Annotated in this window: 20 protein-coding genes; 13 read left to right on the plus strand and 7 right to left on the minus strand. The window is 68.6% G+C overall.

What is annotated here, in order from left to right:
- The first annotated feature begins 90 nt into the window (after positions 1 to 90).
- The 10 genes from AC1RGU_RS08250 (at position 91) to AC1RGU_RS08295 (ending at position 9923) form a co-directional block, all read left to right on the plus strand.
- Positions 91 to 1632, plus strand: a complete 1542-nt coding sequence (locus tag AC1RGU_RS08250) for a sigma-54 interaction domain-containing protein (protein WP_062475896.1) — start codon at positions 91 to 93, stop codon at positions 1630 to 1632.
- The gene (locus AC1RGU_RS08255; RefSeq protein WP_062475894.1) at positions 1629 to 1895 is read left to right on the plus strand and encodes a hypothetical protein; all 267 of its coding nucleotides are present in this window, start codon (positions 1629 to 1631) and stop codon (positions 1893 to 1895) included. Before AC1RGU_RS08250 ends, AC1RGU_RS08255 begins: the two co-directional genes overlap by 4 nt.
- A gap of 156 nt (positions 1896 to 2051) precedes the next feature.
- Positions 2052 to 3239, plus strand: coding sequence for a substrate-binding domain-containing protein (locus AC1RGU_RS08260; RefSeq protein WP_492695916.1), 1188 nt, complete (start codon positions 2052 to 2054; stop codon positions 3237 to 3239).
- Between the two features lie 177 nt (positions 3240 to 3416).
- Positions 3417 to 4871: an extracellular catalytic domain type 2 short-chain-length polyhydroxyalkanoate depolymerase gene (locus AC1RGU_RS08265; protein ID WP_492695917.1), complete on the plus strand. Its 1455-nt coding sequence runs from the start codon at positions 3417 to 3419 to the stop codon at positions 4869 to 4871.
- A 49-nt stretch (positions 4872 to 4920) separates the two neighbouring features.
- Positions 4921 to 5685, plus strand: a complete 765-nt coding sequence (locus AC1RGU_RS08270; protein ID WP_062475886.1) for an ABC transporter ATP-binding protein — start codon at positions 4921 to 4923, stop codon at positions 5683 to 5685.
- Complete coding sequence (locus AC1RGU_RS08275; protein ID WP_095745068.1) at positions 5682 to 6410, plus strand: ABC transporter ATP-binding protein; 729 nt, start codon at positions 5682 to 5684, stop codon at positions 6408 to 6410. The genes AC1RGU_RS08270 and AC1RGU_RS08275 overlap by 4 nt, the downstream gene beginning before the upstream one ends.
- Positions 6407 to 7387 (plus strand): branched-chain amino acid ABC transporter permease, encoded by a 981-nt coding sequence (locus tag AC1RGU_RS08280; protein ID WP_070060451.1) that lies wholly within the window; start codon positions 6407 to 6409, stop codon positions 7385 to 7387. The genes AC1RGU_RS08275 and AC1RGU_RS08280 overlap by 4 nt, the downstream gene beginning before the upstream one ends.
- Before the next feature lie 13 nt (positions 7388 to 7400).
- Positions 7401 to 8468 (plus strand): branched-chain amino acid ABC transporter permease, encoded by a 1068-nt coding sequence (locus AC1RGU_RS08285; RefSeq protein WP_062475876.1) that lies wholly within the window; start codon positions 7401 to 7403, stop codon positions 8466 to 8468.
- 23 nt (positions 8469 to 8491) lie between these two features.
- The gene (locus AC1RGU_RS08290; protein WP_159272053.1) at positions 8492 to 9364 is read left to right on the plus strand and encodes an alpha/beta fold hydrolase; all 873 of its coding nucleotides are present in this window, start codon (positions 8492 to 8494) and stop codon (positions 9362 to 9364) included.
- Between the two features lie 52 nt (positions 9365 to 9416).
- The gene (locus tag AC1RGU_RS08295; protein WP_492695918.1) at positions 9417 to 9923 is read left to right on the plus strand and encodes a DUF1993 domain-containing protein; all 507 of its coding nucleotides are present in this window, start codon (positions 9417 to 9419) and stop codon (positions 9921 to 9923) included.
- A 6-nt stretch (positions 9924 to 9929) separates the two neighbouring features.
- Here the strand turns inward: AC1RGU_RS08295 and AC1RGU_RS08300 are convergent, their stop codons facing one another.
- The gene (locus AC1RGU_RS08300) at positions 9930 to 10781 is read right to left on the minus strand and encodes a class I SAM-dependent methyltransferase (RefSeq protein WP_492695920.1); all 852 of its coding nucleotides are present in this window, start codon (positions 10779 to 10781) and stop codon (positions 9930 to 9932) included.
- Positions 10778 to 11812: a ferrochelatase gene (gene hemH / locus AC1RGU_RS08305; RefSeq protein WP_492695921.1), complete on the minus strand. Its 1035-nt coding sequence runs from the start codon at positions 11810 to 11812 to the stop codon at positions 10778 to 10780. The genes AC1RGU_RS08300 and hemH overlap by 4 nt, the downstream gene beginning before the upstream one ends.
- A 15-nt stretch (positions 11813 to 11827) precedes the next feature.
- Here hemH and AC1RGU_RS08310 point away from each other — a divergent pair, with 15 nt between their 5' ends.
- Entirely contained in the window at positions 11828 to 12559 is a 732-nt protein-coding gene (locus AC1RGU_RS08310) for an HAD family hydrolase (protein WP_369632628.1), read from the plus strand.
- 3 nt (positions 12560 to 12562) lie between these two features.
- On the opposite strand, the gene AC1RGU_RS08315 is transcribed toward AC1RGU_RS08310, so the two are convergent.
- Complete coding sequence (locus tag AC1RGU_RS08315; RefSeq protein ID WP_062475864.1) at positions 12563 to 12868, minus strand: NIPSNAP family protein; 306 nt, start codon at positions 12866 to 12868, stop codon at positions 12563 to 12565.
- Positions 12869 to 12976: 108 nt separating this feature from the next.
- Here AC1RGU_RS08315 and AC1RGU_RS08320 point away from each other — a divergent pair, with 108 nt between their 5' ends.
- Positions 12977 to 13618 carry a LysE family translocator gene (locus AC1RGU_RS08320; RefSeq protein WP_489056983.1) on the plus strand — a complete coding sequence of 214 codons (642 nt, stop codon included), beginning with the start codon at positions 12977 to 12979 and terminating at the stop codon, positions 13616 to 13618.
- Between the two features lie 18 nt (positions 13619 to 13636).
- Here AC1RGU_RS08320 and AC1RGU_RS08325 read toward each other — a convergent pair whose 3' ends face one another.
- Genes AC1RGU_RS08325 through hpnC form a run of 4 tightly spaced genes read right to left on the minus strand, consistent with a single transcriptional unit; the run spans position 13637 to position 16923 of the window.
- Complete coding sequence (locus tag AC1RGU_RS08325; protein WP_492695923.1) at positions 13637 to 13945, minus strand: hypothetical protein; 309 nt, start codon at positions 13943 to 13945, stop codon at positions 13637 to 13639.
- Positions 13942 to 15207: a hydroxysqualene dehydroxylase HpnE gene (gene hpnE, locus AC1RGU_RS08330; protein ID WP_492695925.1), complete on the minus strand. Its 1266-nt coding sequence runs from the start codon at positions 15205 to 15207 to the stop codon at positions 13942 to 13944. Before hpnE ends, AC1RGU_RS08325 begins: the two co-directional genes overlap by 4 nt.
- A gap of 19 nt (positions 15208 to 15226) precedes the next feature.
- Complete coding sequence (gene hpnD / locus AC1RGU_RS08335) at positions 15227 to 16066, minus strand: presqualene diphosphate synthase HpnD (RefSeq protein ID WP_492678691.1); 840 nt, start codon at positions 16064 to 16066, stop codon at positions 15227 to 15229.
- On the minus strand, positions 16063 to 16923 hold the full coding sequence (hpnC, locus tag AC1RGU_RS08340; RefSeq protein ID WP_492695927.1) for a squalene synthase HpnC: 861 nt from the start codon (positions 16921 to 16923) through the stop codon (positions 16063 to 16065). Before hpnC ends, hpnD begins: the two co-directional genes overlap by 4 nt.
- A 227-nt stretch (positions 16924 to 17150) precedes the next feature.
- Between hpnC and AC1RGU_RS08345 the strand changes: the two genes are divergently transcribed.
- Positions 17151 to 18995 carry a potassium transporter Kup gene (locus AC1RGU_RS08345; protein ID WP_492696450.1) on the plus strand — a complete coding sequence of 615 codons (1845 nt, stop codon included), beginning with the start codon at positions 17151 to 17153 and terminating at the stop codon, positions 18993 to 18995.
- Positions 18996 to 19073 lie beyond the last annotated feature (78 nt).

The following is a 19073-nucleotide window of genomic DNA, read 5'->3' on the forward strand; positions in this document are numbered from 1 at the left end:
TTACTTAAGGCTTGCTGAAGGCTTTTGTTTTTGGTTGCATGTGGGCCTGCGCGCGGCAGAGGCGGGGGCCGCACACAGTACGATCCGCGCATGTCCGTCGCTCCCTCCGCCGCCGCACCGCCGCCCGCCTTGCCCCTGGACGCCGAAGGCATCCTCGCGCTCGCCGCGCGCTCGATGTTTCATCTGTTTTCGAGCATCAGCCAGGGCATGTTCCTGGTCGACCGCAGCGGGCGCATCGTCTGGGTGAACGAGGGTTACCGGCGCTTCCTGCCGGCGCTGGGTTTTTCGTCCATCGACGAGTTCATGGGCCACATGGTCGAGGACGTGATTCCCAACACCATGATGCGCCGCGTGCTCGAAACCGGCGAGCCGATCCTCATCGACCTGCTGACCAACAAGGCCGGCACCTTCGTGGTCAGCCGCATCCCGCTGCGCGAGGAGCGCGAAGACGGGGAGGGCCTGGGCAAGGTCATCGGCGCCATCGGCATCGTGCTGTTCGACCAGCCCGAGACCACGCTGCAGCCGCTCATCAGCAAGTTCGCATTGCTGCAGCGCGACCTCGACGACGCGCGCCGCGAGCTGGCCAGCCAGCGCAACAACCCGCTGTACCAGCACGCGCCCGACGGGCAGCGCCGTTCCAAGTACACCTTCGCGAGCTTCATCGGCAGCAGCCCGGCGGCCGTGGAGGTGAAGCGTCACGCGCGCCGCGCCGCGCAGTCCACCAGCCCGGTGCTGCTGCTGGGCGAGACCGGCACCGGCAAGGAGCTGCTGGCGCATGCGATCCATGCGTCGTCCACGCGCGCCAAGGGGCAGTTCGTCAGCGTCAACATCGCGGCCGTGCCCGACACGCTGCTCGAGGCCGAGTTCTTCGGCTTCGCGCCCGGCGCCTTCACCGGCGCCGACAAGCGCGGGCGCGAAGGCAAGTTCAAGCTGGCCGACGGCGGCAGCCTGTTCCTCGACGAAATCGGCGACATGCCGCTGGGCCTGCAGGCCAAGCTGCTGCGCGCGCTGCAGGAGGGCGAGATCGAACCGCTGGGCTCCAACAAGCTGATTCCCTTCGACGCCCGCGTGATCGCCGCCACCTCGCGCGACCTGCCCGAGCTGGTGCGCCGCGGGCTGTTCCGCGAAGACTTGTATTACCGCCTCAACGTGCTGCCGCTGCGTGTGCCGCCGCTGCGCGAGCGGCGCAGCGACATCCCAGCGCTGGTCGAGGCGCTGGGCGAAGACATGGCGCTGCGCAGCGGCGAGGCACCGCCCGAGCTCACGCCCGACGCGCTCGCGCTCCTGGCCGGCCAGCACTGGCGCGGCAACATCCGCGAACTGCGCAACGTGCTGGAACAGGTGACGATGCGCAGCGACTCGCAGCGCATCGACGCGGCGCAGCTCGAACGCATCCTGCGCGAGGCCGGGCTGGAGCAGATCGAGGCACCCGACACCTCGCACAGCCTGCGCGACGTTGACCAGGAGGCCGCGTTGCTGCGCCCGCTGTCGCAGCAGGTGGCCGAACTGGAACGCAAGGCCATCGCCGCCGCGCTCGAAAGCACCGGCGGCAACAAGCTCGCGACCTCGCGGCTGCTGGGCATCTCGCGCGCCACGCTGTATGAACGCATGACGGGGATGGGCCTCTCATGAGCGTGAAAGCACTGCGTTCCACCTTCGGCCCGAACTGCCATTGGTGCGGGCTGCCGATGGACTTCGACGAACCGCACGGGCGCCCCGAGTCGGCCACCATCGAACACCTGCTCGATGCCACGATGGGCGGCGTGCGCCAGCAGAAGCACCGGCGCCTCGCGCACGCGGTGTGCAACCACACGCGCAACGAACTGCGGATGCGGGCAGAGCGCGAGTTCGAAAACTGGCTCGCGGCACGCCGCGACTCTGCTGGGAAACCCTGACTGATCAGCAGACAGTTGTCTAAAAACAAGACAACGCGAATGCACTGAAATCAGGCGAAACCGGTTGCTCCCGAATGAGGAAGCCTTTGTTATCAATGGCTTAGGTGGGTGGCACGAACTGTGCAATATTCAGTCACCTTTATCAGGAGACAAGACATGCACCGTCGCCACCTCATCGCCCTGGCCGCCCTGGGCGCCACCGCCGCCACCATGCCCGCCTGGGCCCAATCGAACGAGATCCGCATTGCCCACGTCTACAGCAAGACCGGCGCGCTGGAGGCCTACGGCAAGCAGACGCAGACCGGTCTGATGATGGGCCTGAACTACGCCACCGGCGGCACGATGATGGTCAACGGCAAGAAGCTCGTGGTCATCGAGAAGGACGACCAGGGCAAGCCCGACCTGGGCAAGTCGCTGCTGGCCGCGGCGTACTCCGACGACAAGGCCGCGCTCGCGGTCGGCCCGACCGCTTCGGGCGTGGCGTTGGCCATGCTGCCGGTGGCCGAGGAGTACAAGAAGATCCTGATCGTCGAGCCCGCCGTGGCCGACTCGATCACCGGCGACAAGTGGAACAAGTACATCTTCCGCACCGGCCGCAACTCGAGCCAGGACGCCATCTCCAACGCCGTGGCCATCGACAAGGCCGGCGTCACCGTCGCCACGCTCGCACAGGACAACGCCTTCGGCCGCGACGGCGTGAAGGCCTTCGGCGCCGCGCTGAAGAAAGCCAAGCTCGCGCACGAGGAATACCTGCCGCCCGCCACCACCGACTTCACGGCCGGTGCGCAGCGCCTGATCGACAAGCTCAAGGACCAGCCGGGCCGCAAGATCATCTGGATCGTCTGGGCCGGCGCGGGCAACCCGTTCAAGATCGTGGACCTCGACCTGAAGCGCTACGGCATCGAGATCGCCACCGGCGGCAACATCCTGCCGGCCATGGCGGCCTACAAGTCGCTGCCGGGCATGGAAGGCGCGGCCTACTACTACTTCGGCATCCCGAAGAACCCGGTGAACGAGGCCATGGTCGCGGCCCACTACAAGGAATTCAAGACGCCGCCGGACTTCTTCACGGCCGGCGGCTTCTCGGCCGCGATGGCGGTGGTGACGGCGCTGAAGAAGACCAACGGCGACACCAACACCAACAAGCTCATCAGCACCATGGAAGGCATGAGCTTCGACACGCCCAAGGGCAAGATGACCTTCCGCAAGGAAGACCACCAGGCGATGCAGTCGATGTACCACTTCAAGATCAAGGCCGACCCCGCGTTCGCGTGGGGCGTGCCGGAGCTGGTGCACGAGATCAAGCCGGAAGAGATGGACATCCCCATCAAGAACAAGCGCTGAACACGGCGCTGATCGTTCCCTGAACCCGCGGCGCGCATGCAGGCGCCGCCCCCCTTTTCGCCCCGGATGGCCGCCGGGCGAAGCGCCAGCCTGCGTCCGCGCCAGCTGTCGCGCTCCACGGCCGATTCGTCAGTCTGCAAGCAAGCGTTCGATCAAACACAACAGAAGGAGACAGCGATGCCAGCGATGCGATGGAACAACTGGAAGGGGTTTGCCGCAGCAGCGGTGATCACGGTGGCGGCGCAGGCCGCCACGGCGGCCGTGCCGCTGCCGGCACTGGGCGCCAACCCGGCGGAGGTGAGCGTGTCCGGCCTGTCGGCCGGCGGCTTCATGGCGGTGCAATTGCACGTGGCCTATTCGGCCACCTTCAAGCGCGGCGCGGGCGTGGTCGCCGGCGGTCCGTACTACTGCGCCGAAGGCTCGGTGGTCAATGCCACCGGGCGCTGCATGACGCACAGCACCAGCATCCCGGTCTCCACGCTCGTGAGCACCACCAACAGCTGGGCCGCCAGCGGTGCGATCGACCCGGTGTCGAACCTCAGCAATTCCAAGGTCTACCTGTTCTCGGGCACCTCGGACAACACCGTCAAGCAGCCGGTGATGGACGACCTGAAGACGTACTACCAGAGCTTCGTGCCGGCCGCCAACACGGTCTACAAGAACAACCTCGGCGCCGGCCACGCGATGGTCACCGACGACTACGGCGGCGCCTGCAGCACCACGGCCGCGCCGTACATCAACAACTGCGGCTTCGACCTCGCGGGCGAGATCCTCACGCAGCTGTACGGTCCGCTGAACCCGCGCAACAACGGCGCGCTGGGCGGCACCTTCACCGAGTTCAACCAGTCGGAGTTCGTCACCGGCCACGGCGTGGCCGCCACCGGCTGGCTCTACGTGCCGCAGGCCTGCACCACCACCTCGTGCCGCGTGCACCTGGTGCTGCACGGCTGCAAGCAGAACTACACCGACGTGAGCGACCAGTACGTCAAGAAGACGGGCTACAACCGCTGGGCCGACACCAACAACATCATCCTGATCTACCCGCAGACCAGCACCGCGGCCACCAACAGCTGCTGGGACTGGTGGGGCTACGACAGCGCCAACTACGCCAAGAAGTCGGGCCCGCAGATGGCCGCCATGAAGGCCATGATCGACCGCGTGACCGGTTCGGCCGGCGGCGGCGGGCTGCCGGCGCCCACGGGCGTGGGCACCTCGGGCGCCACCAGCAGCAGCATGGTGATCGGCTGGGCCGGCGTGTCGGGCGCCTCGGGCTACAACGTGTACCGCGGCGGCAGCAAGGTCAACGCCTCGCCGGTGGCCGGCACCAGCTACACCGACACCGGCCTGGCCGCGTCAACCACCTACAGCTGGACCGTGGCCGCGCTGAACGCGAGCAACGTCGAAGGCGCGATGTCGGCGGCCGCCACGGGCGCGACCACGGCGGGCCCGGGTGGCGGCGGAACCTGCTACACCGCGAGCAACTACACCCACACCATCGCCGGGCGCGCCTATGCGCTGTGGGGGCTGACCTATGCCAACGGCTCGGGCCAGTCGATGGGCCTGTGGAACATCTACGCCATGACCACGCTGAAGCAGACGGGCACCAACTACTACGTGATCGGCACCTGTTGAGGCCGTTCACCCTGCACTGATTTTTTCGATTCGCAAGGACCTTTTCACAATGCTTGAGACCCGGGATCTGACCATCCGCTTCGGAGGGCACGTGGCCGTCAACAGCGTGAGCTGCGCATTCGCGCCAGGCACGCTGACGGCCATCGTCGGCCCCAACGGCGCGGGCAAGACCACTTACTTCAACCTGATCTCCGGGCAGCTCAAGGCCACGGCCGGCACGGTGTCGCTCGACGGGCAACCGTTGTCGCACCTGTCGCCGTCGGCGCGCACGCACGCCGGGCTGGGGCGCGCGTTCCAGCTCACCAACCTGTTCCCCAACCTCACGGTGCTGGAGAACGTGCGGCTCGCGGTGCAGGCCACGCGCGCCGGCGCCCACCGCCACGGGCTCAACCTGTGGAGCATCTGGAGCGACCACAAGGCACTGACCGAACGCGCCGAGCAGATCCTGGCCGACGTGGCCCTGGAGCCGCGCGCCCACGCCACGGTGGCCAGCCTGCCGCACGGCGACCAGCGCAAGCTCGAGGTGGCGCTGCTGATGGCGCTCGAACCCAAGGTCTTCATGTTCGACGAGCCCACGGCCGGCATGCACGCGGCCGAGGCGCCCGTCATCCTCGACCTGATCCGCAAGCTCAAGCAGGACAAGACCAAGACCATCCTGCTGGTCGAACACAAGATGGACGTGGTGCGCGAACTCGCGGACCGCATCATCGTGCTGCACAACGGCACGCTCGTGGCAGACGGCGAACCGGCCGAGGTGATCGCCTCGCCGGTGGTGCAGGAGGCCTACCTGGGCATCGCGAAGGAGGCCGCATGAGCACCGAAAATTTGCTGACCCTGGAAGGCGTGCAGACGCACATCGGGGCGTACCACATCCTGCACGGCGTCGACCTGGCCGTGCCCAAGGGCCAGCTCACCATGCTGCTGGGCCGCAACGGCGCGGGCAAGACCACCACGCTGCGCACCATCATGGGCCTGTGGCATGCGTCGCAGGGCAGGGTGCAGTTCGCCGGCAAGGACATCACGGCCCTGCACACGCCTCAGATCGCCGAGCTCGGCGTGGCCTACGTGCCCGAGAACATGGGCATCTTCTCCGACCTCACGGTGAAGGAGAACATGGTGCTGGCCGCGCGCGGCGCCAAGAACGCCGACGCCATCGACGACACGCGCCTGAAGTGGATCTTCAAGCTCTTTCCCGCGGTCGAGAAGTTCTGGAACCACCCGGCCGGCAAGCTGTCGGGCGGACAGAAGCAGATGCTGGCCGTGTCGCGCGCCATCGTCGAGCCCCGCCAGCTGCTCATCATCGACGAGCCCAGCAAGGGCCTGGCGCCCGTGATGATCAACAACATGATCGAGGCCTTCGGCGAGCTCAAGGCGAGCGGCGTGACGATCCTGCTGGTCGAACAGAACATCCACTTCGCCCAGCGCCTGGGCGACACCGTCGCGGTGATGGACAACGGCCGCGTGGTGCACAGCGGCTCGATGGCCGCGTTCTCCGCCGATGCGCAACTGCAGCAATCGCTGCTCGGACTCGCCCTATGAAACTCGACTTCGACTGGAAGCCTCTGCTTCTTGCCCCCATCCTCGCGCTCGTGGCGCTGCCGCTCACCGGCTCGGTCTCGACCTGGCTCACGCTCACGGTGGCGGGGCTGGCGATGGGCATGATCATCTTCATCATCGCCTCGGGCCTCACGCTGGTGTTCGGCCTCATGGACGTGCTCAACTTCGGCCACGGCGTGTTCATTGCGCTGGGCGCCTTCGTGGCCAGCAGCGTGCTCGGCCTCATGGGCGACTGGACCGGCTCGGGCGAGCTGTGGCGCAACCTCGTGGCCGTGTTCCCGGCCATGCTGGCCGCGATGGCGGTGGCCGGTGCCATCGGCCTGGCCTTCGAGCGCTTCATCGTGCGGCCGGTGTACGGCCAGCACCTGAAGCAGATCCTCATCACGATGGGCGGCATGATCATCGGCGAAGAGCTCATCAAGGTGATCTGGGGCCCGGCGCAGATTCCGCTGCCGCTGCCCGAGGCGCTGCGCGGCTCGCTGCTGGTGGGCGACGCCGCCATCAGCAAGTACCGCCTGCTCGCGGTGGCCGTGGGCGTGGTGGTGTTCGGCGTGCTCGCCTGGACGCTGGGCCGCACCAAGATCGGCCTGCTGATCCGCGCCGGCGTGCAGGACCGCGAGATGGTCGAGTCGCTGGGCTACCGCATCGGGCGCCTGTTCGTCGGCGTGTTCGTGGTGGGCAGCGCGCTGGCCGGCCTGGGCGGCGTGATGTGGGGCCTGTTCCAGCAGAACCTGGTGCCGCAGATGGGTGCGCAGGTCAACGTGCTGATCTTCATCGTGATCATCATCGGCGGGCTGGGCTCGACCGGCGGGGCGCTGCTCGGTGCGCTGCTGGTGGGACTCATGACGAACTACATCGGCTTCCTGCTGCCCACGCTCACGCAGTTCGCGAGCATCTTCCTCATGGTGGCCGTGCTGCTGTGGCGCCCGCAGGGCGTGTACCCCGTGGCGAACCGTTGAGGAGAAAGCCGTCATGTTCCTGAAACGACTTCTCTCCAACGACATGCCGCGCAGCCGCCTGCTGGCGCTGCTGCTGCTGGCCCTGTTCCTGGCGCTGGCCTTCGCGCCGTTCCTGTTCCCGGGCGTCAAGGCGCTCAGCGTCGCGGCCAAGATCCTGGTGTTCGTGGTGCTGGTCGCGAGCTTCGACCTGCTCCTGGGCTACACCGGCATCGTGAGCTTCGCGCACACGATGTTCTTCGGCATCGGCGCGTACGGCATCGCCATCTCGGCCTCGCGGCTGGGGCCCAACTGGGGCGCGGTGCTGGTGGGGCTGGGCGCGTCGCTCGCGATCTCGCTGGTGCTCTCGCTGGCCATCGGTCTGTTCTCGCTGCGTGTGCGCGCGATCTTCTTCGCGATGATCACGCTGGCCGTGGCCTCGGCGTTCCAGACGCTGGCCTCGCAGCTGTCGGACTTCACCGGCGGCGAAGACGGCCTGACCTTCAAGCTGCCCGAGCTGATCTCGCCGAGCTTCGAGTTCGCCGAAGAGCCGTTCCTCGGCGTCTCGCTCGACGGGCGGCTGCTGTGCTACTACCTGCTGTTCGTGGCGGCGGTGGTGCTGGTGCTGGCGATGCTGCGCATCGTGAACTCGCCCTTCGGCCGCGTGCTGCAGGCCATCCGCGAGAACGAGTTCCGCGCCGAGGCCATCGGCTACCGTGTGGTGGTGTACCGCACCACGGCCGCCGTGCTGTCGGCGCTGTTCGCCACGCTGGCCGGCGCGATGCTGGCCATCTGGCTGCGCTACAACGGGCCGGACACCTCGCTGAGCTTCGAGATCATGATCGACGTGCTGCTCATCGTGGTGATCGGCGGCATGGGCACGATCTACGGCGCGGCCATTGGCGCAGTGCTGTTCGTGGTGGCGCAGAGCTACCTGCAGGACCTGCTGCGCCTGGGCAACGAGGCCGCCAGCGGCCTGCCGTGGCTCGCGGCGCTGCTGTCGCCCGACCGCTGGCTGTTGTGGCTGGGCGTGTTGTTCGTGCTGTCGGTGTATTACTTCCCGACCGGCATCGTCGGCAAGCTGAGGGCGAGGGCGGCGAAATGAGCGACGGCAACAACAACAGCACCATGACGCCGACATCGCACTACGCGCAACTCGCAGGCCGCGAAATCCACTGGCTCGATTGGGGCGCCGCCAACGCTCCCGTCGTCATCGCCTGGCACGGCCTGGCGCGCACCAGCCGCGACATGGACGAACTGGCGCAGCACTTCGCGGCACGCGGCTTTCGCGTGATCTGCCCCGACACCCTCGGGCGCGGCCTGAGCCAGTGGAGCCCGTCGCCCGACGAGGAATACACGCTCGCGTTCTACGCGCGGCTGGCCAACGCGCTGTGCGACGAACTGCGGCTGGGCCGCGTGCACTGGGTGGGCACTTCGATGGGCGGCGCGATCGGCACGGTCTGCGCGTCGGGCCTGTTCGAGCCGCGCATGAAGGCGCGCATCGCCAGCCTCACGCTCAACGACAACGCACCGCAGCTCGCGCAGGCCGCCATCGAGCGCATCCGCGCCTATGCCGGCGACCCGCCGGCCTTTGCCACGGTGGCCGAACTCGAGGCCTTCTTTCGCACTGTCTACAAGCCCTATGGCTGGCTCAGTGACGCGCAGTGGCGCCGGCTGACCGAAAGCTCCACGCGCCGCCTGGCCGACGGCCGCGTCACGCCGCACTACGACCCGGCGATGGTCAAGCAGTTCAGCGCGCACGACAACGACTACCTGATCTGGCCGCACTACGACGTGATCGAGGCGCCGGTGCTGTGCCTGCGCGGCGCCGAGTCCGACCTGGTGCTGCCCGAGGTGATCGAGGAGATGCACCGGCGCGGGCCAGGCGCGGCCGGGCGCCTGCAGGTGATCGAGGTGCCGGGCTGCGGCCATGCGCCCGCGCTCAACGTGCCGGAACAACTGGACCCGATCGAGGGGTTTATCCGCGCGGCCGGTCGTTGAAGACACGGCCGGATCACAATCCGGCCGACTTCAACTCCAAGATCACCTCGCCATGGCCCTCTCGATGTACGACCTGTCCGTGCCGGTTTTCACCCGCGGACTCGGGCAACTCACCCACCTGCTCGACAAGGGCCTCGCGCACGCGAAGGCCCAGGGCATCGATCCGGCGACGCTGGTCGAGGCGCGGCTGGCGCCCGACATGCTCACGCTGGCCGGCCAGATCCAGCGCGCGAGCGACGCCTCCAAATTGGGCACGGCGCGCATCGCGGGCATCACGGCCCCGAGCTTTCCCGACGAGGAAAAGACCTGGGACGACCTGCTGGCGCGCATCGTGAAGACGCAGGATTTCCTGGCCGGCGTGGACCGCACGCTCATCGACGGCCACGAAGAACGCCCCGTGACCATCAAGGCGCGCGAAGGCGAGGCGCACTTCACGGCGCAGCGCTACCTGCTGCAGTTCGCGCTGCCGAACTTCTTCTTCCACGTGACCACCGCCTACGACGTGCTGCGCCACAAGGGCGTGCCCGTCGGCAAGATGGACTACCTCGGCCGCTTCTGAGTTCGTTCAGGCGCGGCGTGCCGCCAGCGCGTACATGAGCGGAATGCGCGGCATGCCTTCGGGCGGCGCCATGCGGCGTCCGCCCATCTCGCGCATGCCCTCGAAGGGCTTCCAGCCGTTGGTGTACGGGTACTCCTCGAAGCGCTCGACGGCCAGGCCCGCCTGCGCGAGCGCGGTCGTCACCTGGCCCACGCCCCAGGTGAACTCGAAGCTCGGATGCGGGTTGCGAAAGCCTTGTACGCCGGGCATCGGGCGGTCGTTGGCGACGAGGCCGTCGCCCGACTCGGCCACGTAGTCGCCCACGCCTTCCTCGGGCACGGGCGCGTCGTTGAAGTAGTCGTAGTGGAACTTCCACTGCGGGTCGAACACCAGTGCGAACGGATGGAACTCGACGATCACGAAGCGACCGCCGGGCTTGAGCAGCTGCGCCACGCCGCGCGCCCAGGCGCCGATGTCGGACAGCCAGCACAGCGTGCCATACGAACAGAACACGAGGTCGTGGCGCTCGCCGCGCGCGGCGGCGGCCTCGAAGTAGTCGTAGACGTCCGCACGCTCGAAGCGCGCCGCAACGCCCGACTCGGCCGAGAGCCGGGTGGCGAAGTCGATGGCTTCGTCGGAGATGTCGACGCCCGTCACGCGGGCGCCGCGGCGCGCGATGCTCAGGCTGTCCTGTCCTGCGTTGCACTGCAGGTGCAGCACCGACAGGCCGTTCACGTCGCCGAGCAGGGCGCTTTCCTCGGGGAAGAGCGTGGAGCCGCCCGCGCGGAAGAAGGCGGCCTGGTCACCCTTGTGGCTGTTGTGCGCGACCGTGGCCGCGTTCCACGACTGGCGGTTGGCTTCGTGCAGGTCTTTCTTCATGGTGTGGTCGTCGTGTCTTGCCGGGTGGGCCAGCCCGCCAGGTGGCGTTCGGCGATGCCCGCGAGCGCGGTGATCCACGCCGGGCTGTCGTTGAGGCAGGGGATGTAGCCGAAGCGCTCGCCGCCCGCGTGCAGGAAGGCTTCGCGGCCTTCCATGGCGATCTCTTCGAGCGTCTCGAGGCAGTCGGCCGGAAAGCCCGGGCACACCACGTCGACGTGCTTCACGCCGCGCGCGCCGAGTTCGCGCAGGGTGGGCTCGGTGTAGGGCTCCAGCCATTTGGCGCGGCCGAAGCGCGACTGGAAGGTCGTGCGGTACTGCGTGGACGAAAGGCCCAGCCGCGCCGCAAGCAGGCGCGCGGTCTCGAGGCACTGCGCCTCGTAGGGATCGCCGAGCGCGATGTTGCGCGCGGGAATGCCGTGAAAGCTCATCACCAGCAGCTCGCCGCGGCCTTCGGTCTTCCAGTGCTTCTCGATGCCTTGCGCGAGCGCCTCGATGTAGGCCGGATCGTCGTGGTACTGGTTGACGAAGCGGAACTCGGGCACGCGGCGCTGGCGGCGGCTCCAGGCGTTCACGGCGTCGATCACGCTGGCCGTGGTGGTGGCCGAGTACTGCGGGTAGGCCTGCAGCACCAGCACGCGCGTGGCGCCCTCGGCCTGCAGCGCATCGAGCCGCGCGGCGATCGACGGGTTGGCGTAGCGCATCGCGTCGCGCACCGTCACGCGGTGGCCGCGCTCGCCGAGCCAGCCGGCCAGCAGGGTGGCCTGCTTCTGCGTCCAGACCTTGAGCGGCGAGCCCTCGGGCAGCCAGATGCTGGCGTACTTCGCGGCCGACTTCGCGGGCCGCGTGCGCAGGATGATGCCGTGCAGGATCAGCGCCCACAGCGCCCTGGGAATTTCGACCACGCGCGGGTCGCCCAGGAAGTCGGCGAGGTAGGGGCGTACCGCGGCGGCGGTGGGGGCATCGGGCGAACCCAGGTTGCACCAGAGCACGGCGGTGCGTTCGTTCTTGCGGTCATCGGAGGCGAGAGGCATGCGATATTCTCGGGCATGACTTCCGCTTCCCCGGCGCCCGGCGGCGCCACGCAGCTCGACATCTCGCGCATCTCGGCGATCACGCTCGACCTCGACGACACCCTGTGGCCGATCTGGCCGACCATCGAGCGGGCCGAGCGCGTGCTGCACGAATGGCTGCTGCGCGAGGCGCCCAAGACGGCCTCGCTGCTGCTCACGCCGGGCGTGCTGCGCGAGCTGCGCGAAGCCACCGCCAAGGAGCGCTCCGACCTCGCGCACGACCTGAGCGCGCTGCGCCGCGAGTCGATCCGCACCGCGCTCGTGCGCGCGGGCGAAGACCCGGCGCTGGCCGATCCGGCCTTCGACGCCTTCTTCGAAGAGCGCCAGCGCGTCACGCTGTACGACGACGCGCTGCCGGCGCTCAAATGGCTCAGCGAGCGCTACCCGCTGGTGGCGGTGTCGAACGGCAACGCCGACCTCCACAAGACCGGCGTCGGCCGGTGGTTCCGCACCGCCTTCAATGCACGCGCCTTCGGCAGCGGCAAGCCGCACGCGCCGATCTTCCGCGCCGCGGCGGCCTCGGTCGGCCTGCTGCCGAAAGACGTGCTGCACGTGGGCGACGACGCCGCGCTCGACGTGGTGGGCGCGCTCAACGCCGGCATGCAGGCGGCGTGGCTGGTGCGCGACGAGCGGCCGTGGGAGCACGGGGCGCGTCCGCAGCTGATCGTGCCCAACCTGCACGCGCTGTGCATCGCGCTGGGCGCTTGAAGGTCAGCGGAATACAGGTCGGAAAAAGCTGCGTTCGTAGCTGACGATGCAGCGGGTCTCTTCGGCGTAACGGAAGGCGGCCTGGCAGTCGGCGTCCTGCATCGAGTCGGCCCGGTAGGTTTCGTACGCGGCCAGGCTCGGGAAGCTGAACATCGCCAGCGCCACGTTGTTCGCGCCTTCGGACGGCAGGAAGTAGCCGTGGTGTTGGCCGCCGAACTTCTCGACCAGCGGAATCCAGAGCTTGCCGTAGTGCTCGAATTCCTTGAGCTTGAAGGGATCGACGATGTAGCGCAGGTAGCAGGTGATCATGGGTGAGGAGCGTCAGGGGACTATCGGCGCGGCCCGAGCGGCGCGCGGCTGCCCGGACTATAGTTTTGCGGCTGCCTTCTTTCACTGCTTTCGCGCGAATTTCCTCTCATGCATCTTTCCACCTGGCTCCTCTTTTGCGGCGTGACCCTGCTCGTCGTCTTCACGCCCGGTCCGGCCGTGCTGCTCGCGGTCTCCAACGCCATCACCGTCGGCCCGCGCCGCGCGATGATCAGTTCGCTGGGCAATGCCTGCGGGCTCTTCCTGGTCTCGGCCGCCGCGATGGGCGGGCTGGGCGTGGTGCTCAACACCTCGGCCACGGCCTTCATGGTGCTGAAGGTGGCGGGCGCGGGCTACCTCGTGTACCTGGGCATCCGGCAGTGGCGCAGCCGCACGAGCGTGTTCGCCGAGCTGCAGCCTTCGGCCGCGCCGGCGCCTTCGCGTTCCGCGCGCCGGCTGTTCGGGCATGGCGTGACGGTGGCGCTCACCAATCCGAAGGGCATCCTGTTCTTCTCGGCGCTGTTCCCGCAGTTCCTCACGCACGACGCGCCGATCCTCACGCAGTTCGCCGTGCTCACCACGACCTTCGCGGCCGGCTCGGTGCTGGCGCATGGCTCGTACGTGCTGCTGGCGCGCCTGCTGAAGAAGCAGTTCGCGAACCCGAAGCGTGCGCAGCTGTTCAACCGCGTGTCGGGCGGCGCCTTCGTGCTGCTGGGGTTGAGCCTGCTGCGCCTGCGCAACAAGACGGCCTGAGAAGGCCGCCGGCTTTTTTCAGTCGAGCCCGAAACGCTCGCGCAGTGCCGCGCAGAAATCGGCGGTGCCGCTGAGCGAGAGCGTGAGGGTGTCCAGGCGCGGGTTGTCTTCCCGCGTGCGCTGAACGTCGCAGTCCCACACCGCGCCGTCGTCGAGCGCGCCGCGCATGCCCGGGAAGCTGGCCTCGGCCCAGGCCAGCACCAGCGCGATCTCGGCTTCCACCTCAGGCGTGCGCTCGGGTGGGGTCGAGGCCATGGCGTCGAAGGTGCCGTGGTCTTCGGTGTCTTCGCTGTAGTCGAAATCGAGGTAACGCAGGGTCGTGGTCATGGCGTGGCAAGCGAACGCGCGACGGCCAGTCCGTTGAGGACCGCGCCTTCGAGCGTGGCGGGATAAGGGCCGTCGGTGTAGTCGCCGCAGGCCAGCAGCCCCGGCGCGATGGCGGCCGGCGGGCGCGCCAGGCCGGGCGTACAGGCGAAGGTGGCGCGCTTCTCGACCACGGTCTGGATCGGCGTGAGCCCCGGTTGGCTGAGTTGCATGCCGGCTTGCGCGAGCACCTGTTTCTCGAGCGTCTCGCGCGGCGTCTCGTTGGCGCTCACGACGAAGGCGAGCACGCCCGCCGGTCCACCGAGCTGGCCGCGATCGAACACGAACTGGGCCGGTGCGCTGCCTGGCTGGCTGCGCAGCGCGAGCATCGGTTCGGCCAACGGCGCAGCGCCGCGCACGTAGACCGTGGCGATCGCCTCGAAGCGCAGCGATTCGGTGACGTTGCACCAGCGCGAGGCTGCCGGCAGGCCGGTGGCGCGGGCGAGTCGTGCGGCGTCCCAGGGCGCACCGGCGAGCACAGCCTGGTCGAAGACCTCGTCGTCGACGCGCCACTGGTCGCCTTCAGGTGCGATGGTGCGCACGCGGTGCCCGATGCGCGTGGTGGCGCCATGCCGGGCGAGCCACGCCAGCGCGGCGTCGGGCAGTAGCGCGCCAAGGTCGACACGCGGCAGCAGCAGGTCGGCACCGCCGCGTCCGCTGAACAGCGCGTCGTGCAGCACGCGCAGGAACACTTGGCCGCTGGATTGCGGCACGGGCGTGTTGAGCGCCGAGACGCACAGCGGCTCGATCAGCTCCTGCATGACACGCGGCGTAAGCCCGGTGCAGAGCGTGGCGACGCTGGTGCCGGGCGCGCAGCGAAAGCCCGCGAGGCGCCAGCGCACGGCGGTGGACAGCAGTGCGGCCTTGTCGCGCCAACTCCAGCCGCGCGCGGTGAAGATGCCGATGAGCAGGTCGAGCGGCGGCGGCCGGCCCGCGGGCAGCTGCAGCCCGCCGCCGTCGGCAAAGCGCAGCGACAGCGGCAGGCGCTGCAGGGCGGTTTCCACATCCACCCCCACGTCGCGCATGAGCGCCAGCGTGGCGGTGTAGGCGCCGATCAGGATGTGCTGGCCGTTGTCGAGCGCCATGCCATGCATGCGATCGACCCGCCGCGCGCGCCCGCCGGCCATCGGCGCGGCTTCGAACAGAGTGACGGCGTGGCCGAGGCGCGTGGCCTCGACGGCGCAGGCGAGGCCGGCCCAGCCGGCGCCGATGACGGCGAGCCTCATGGGCACGAAGGGTGGGGCGTCATATCCGGCCTAGGGCCTGGACTTTCCATGCCAGCCACAGCTTGCGCACGGGGGTCAGGCTGACCCGCTGGTTCAACACCTGGAAGTCGTCGCGCTCGATCTCGCGCAGCAGCGTGCGGTAGATGCTGGCCATCATCAGGCCGGGCTTCTGGGTACGGCGGTCGGCCAGCGGGAGCAGGGCCAGCGCCTCGTCGTAGGCGGCGTGGGCGCGCTGGGCCTGGAACTTCATGAGCGCGACAAAACGGTCGGAGTGCACGCGGTTCAAGATCTCGTGCGCCTTCACGTCGAACTGCTGAAGTTCGTTGACGGGCAGGTAGATGCGACCGCGCAGTGCGTCTTCGCCGACGTCACGCAGGATGTTGGTGAGCTGCAGCGCCAGGCCGAGCTTGTGGGCGTAGGCGGTGGTCTGCGGATCGGTCTGGCCGAAGATGCGCGCGGCGACTTCGCCGACCACGCCGGCCACCAGGTGGCAGTAGCGCGCGAGGCCGGGAAAGTCGAGGTAGCGGGTCTGGTCCAGGTCCATCTGGCAGCCGTCGATCACCTCGTGGAGCTGGCGCGCTTCGATGCCGTAGGCCGCGGCATGCGGCATGAGCGCCTGCATGACCGGGTGGCGCGGCGTGCCGGCAAAAGCCTGGGCGACCTCGGTGCGCCACCAGGCGAGCTTGGTGGCGGCCACGCCGGGGTCGGAGACCTCGTCGACCACGTCGTCGACCTCGCGGCAGAAGGCATAAAAAGCCGTGATCGCGGCGCGCCGCGGCTTGGGCAGGAACAGGAAGGCGTAATAGAAACTGCTGCCCGAAGCGGCGGCCTTGTCTTGCACGTATTGCTCGGGATTCATCGGGGAGGCGCTGCTTTCATGGGCCGTGATTGTCTCCGCATCCGCCATGCCTTCCAGAGCAGCACGGGCGCGTCGGCCTTGCCGACGGTGGGACGCTGCGAGAAGGTGTCGAAGCCCAGGTCCTCGATCTTGTCGAGGATGCGCAGGCCGCCCTGCACGACGAGGCGCAGCTCCCAGCCTACGCGGCCCGGCAGGCGGTGCACGAGCGGGGCGCCCTCGGTCATGAGCTCGCGCGCCCAGAAAGCCACCACCGCTATCAGATTGATAGCTTCCTGCGGCGGCGGCGCCGGCGACAGCGGTTCGAAGACCTTGAAATGCTCCGACGTCAGGCCGCGCCGCGCGCAGTCGGTGCGCGGAAAGTAGAAGCGCCCGCGCGGCAGGTCGACGCTCGGGTCCTGCCAGAAGTTGATGAGCTGCAGCGCGCTGCAGATGGCGTCGCTCTGGGCCAGCGCCTGCGCGTCGGTCACGCCGTACAGGTGCAGCAGCAGCCGGCCGACCGGGTTGGCGGAGCGGCGGCAGTAGTCGAGCAGCTCGGCGCGGTCGGCATAGGTGCCGCGGTCGCGGGTCTTTTCGATGTCCTGCATGAAGGCGCTGAGCAGGTCGGCGAGCAGGTCCTCGGGCAGGCGGTACTGGGCGATGGCCCAGGCCAGCGGGCCGAACACGTGGGGCCAGCGCGAGTCGGGCAGCGCGTCGCCGCGCGCGGCGGCGGCCAGTTCCTCGCGGTAGGCGCGCAGCTCGGCCAGGCGCGCATCGGGCGAGGCGTCGCCCTCGTCGGCGATGTCGTCGGCGGTGCGCGCGAAGTGGTAGATCGCGGCAATGGGCGGACGCAGGTGCGGCGGGCACAGCCAGGAGGCCACGGGAAAGTTTTCGTAATGGGCCGGCGCGGCGGCGTGACGGGGATTGGCAGGAGGAGTGGCGGACACGCCACGATTGTCGGCGACGTCATGTCCGGGCACTATGCTCGTGGCGTCGCCACTTTCCATCTCTCTTTCTTTCGCCCATGACGATGAAAGCAACTGCCGCGGCTTCCGGGACTTCGCTTCCCGCTTCGGGCGACACGGCACACGCGGCCGGGCCGGGGCTGATGATCGCGGCGCTGGGCGTCGTCTTCGGCGACATCGGCACCTCGCCGCTGTACGCCTTCAAGGAGACGATGAACCCCGAGCACGGCGTGCCGTTCTCACCCGACGCGGTGCTGGGCCTGCTCTCGCTGATCTTCTGGGGCCTGATGTTCGTGGTGACGCTCAAGTACGTGGTGTTCGTGCTGCGCGCCGACCACGACGGCGAGGGCGGCATCCTGGCGCTGCAGGCGCTGGCGCGCAACGCGGTCTCGGGCCCCAAGACCCGGCCCTGGGTGTGGCGCGGGATCGGGCTTTTGGGCCTGGTGGGCGCGGCCATGTTCTACGGCGACAGCCTGATCACGCCGGCGATCTCGGTGCTGTCGGCGGTCGAGGGCCTGGAGGTGCAGGCGCCCGTGCTGCAGCGCGCGGTGATCCCGATCACGCTGGCGATCCTCGTCGGGCTGTTCATGGTGCAGAAGAAGGGCACCGGCGTGGTCGGCAAGATCTTCGGGCCGGTGATGCTGCTGTGGTTCCTGGTGCTGGGGGTGGCCGGGCTGTGGCAGGTGCTGCAGCAGCCGCAGGTGCTGGCGGCGCTCGACCCGCGCCGGGCGGTGAGCTTCCTGGTCGTGCACCGGGCGCAGTCGCTGGCCGTGCTGGGCGCGGTGTTCCTGGCGTTCACGGGCGGCGAGGCGCTGTACGCCGACATGGGGCACTTCGGCGCCAAGCCGATCCGGCTCGCGTGGATCTTCATCGCGCTGCCGGGGCTGGTGCTCAACTACTTCGGGCAGGGCGCGCTGGTGCTGGCGAACCCGGCGGCCATCGACAACCCGTTCTTCCGGCTCTTTCCCTCGTGGGGCGTGCTGCCGATGGTGGTGCTGGCCGCGATGGCCACGGTGATCGCGTCGCAGGCGGTGATCTCGGGCGCCTTCTCGCTCACCGCGCAGGCGATGCGCATGGGCTACCTGCCGCGCATGCGCGTGGTGCAGACCTCGGGCACGGCCATCGGGCAGATCTACGTGCCCGCGGTCAACTGGCTGCTGATGGTCGGGGTGCTGCTGCTGGTGCTGGGCTTCCGCAGTTCGGGCGCGCTGTCGGCGGCGTATGGCATCGCGGTGTCGATCACGATGGTGACGACCACATTGCTGGCCGGCATCGTGGCCTGGGGCCTGTGGCGCTGGAACAAGGTGGCGGTGGCGGTCGGCGTGGCGGCCTTCGCGGCGGTCGACCTGACCTTCGTGGTGTCCAACAGCCTGAAGGTGGCCGAGGGCGGCTGGCTCACGCTGGCGGTGGCGGCCGGGGTGATGGTGCTGTTCACCACCTGGGCCAAGGGCCGGCGCCTGGGCCTGGAAGCGGCGGCGGCCGACAGCCTGCCGCTGCGCCCCTTCGTCGAGTCGCTGGCGCTGAACATGCCGCACCGGGTGAGCGGCACGGCCGTGTTTCTGAACCCCGACGCCACGGCGGTGCCGCATGCGCTGCTGCACAACCTCAAGCACAACCAGGTGCTGCACGAGCAGGTGATCGTGCTGCGCGTGCTCTCATGCGACACGCCGCGCGTGGACGCGCGCCTGCGCATCGAGGCCGAGCAGCTGATGGACGGCATCTGGGTGGTCACGGCGCGCCACGGCTTCATGGAGCGGCCCGACGTGCCCGAGTTCATCCGCATCCTGGCCTACCAGAAGACCCTGGCCATCGACTCGATGAAGACCTCGTACTTCGTCTCCCGCGCCTCGGTGGGCGAGGAGAACCTGCCGGGCATGAACCCGGTGCGACGGGTGCTGTTCGGCTGGCTGCAGCGCAACGCGGGCCGGGCATCCGATTACTTCGAGCTTCCTGATAACCGGCTGGTTGAAATGGGGCAGAGAACCTAGCGCAGACATTGCTGTCGACATGGTCAACTGACCCGCGGGTCATTGACACTGTTTAACGTTTACCCTAGATTACTAACC

The organism is Variovorax sp. GW823-FHT02B07 (genome assembly GCF_058797695.1).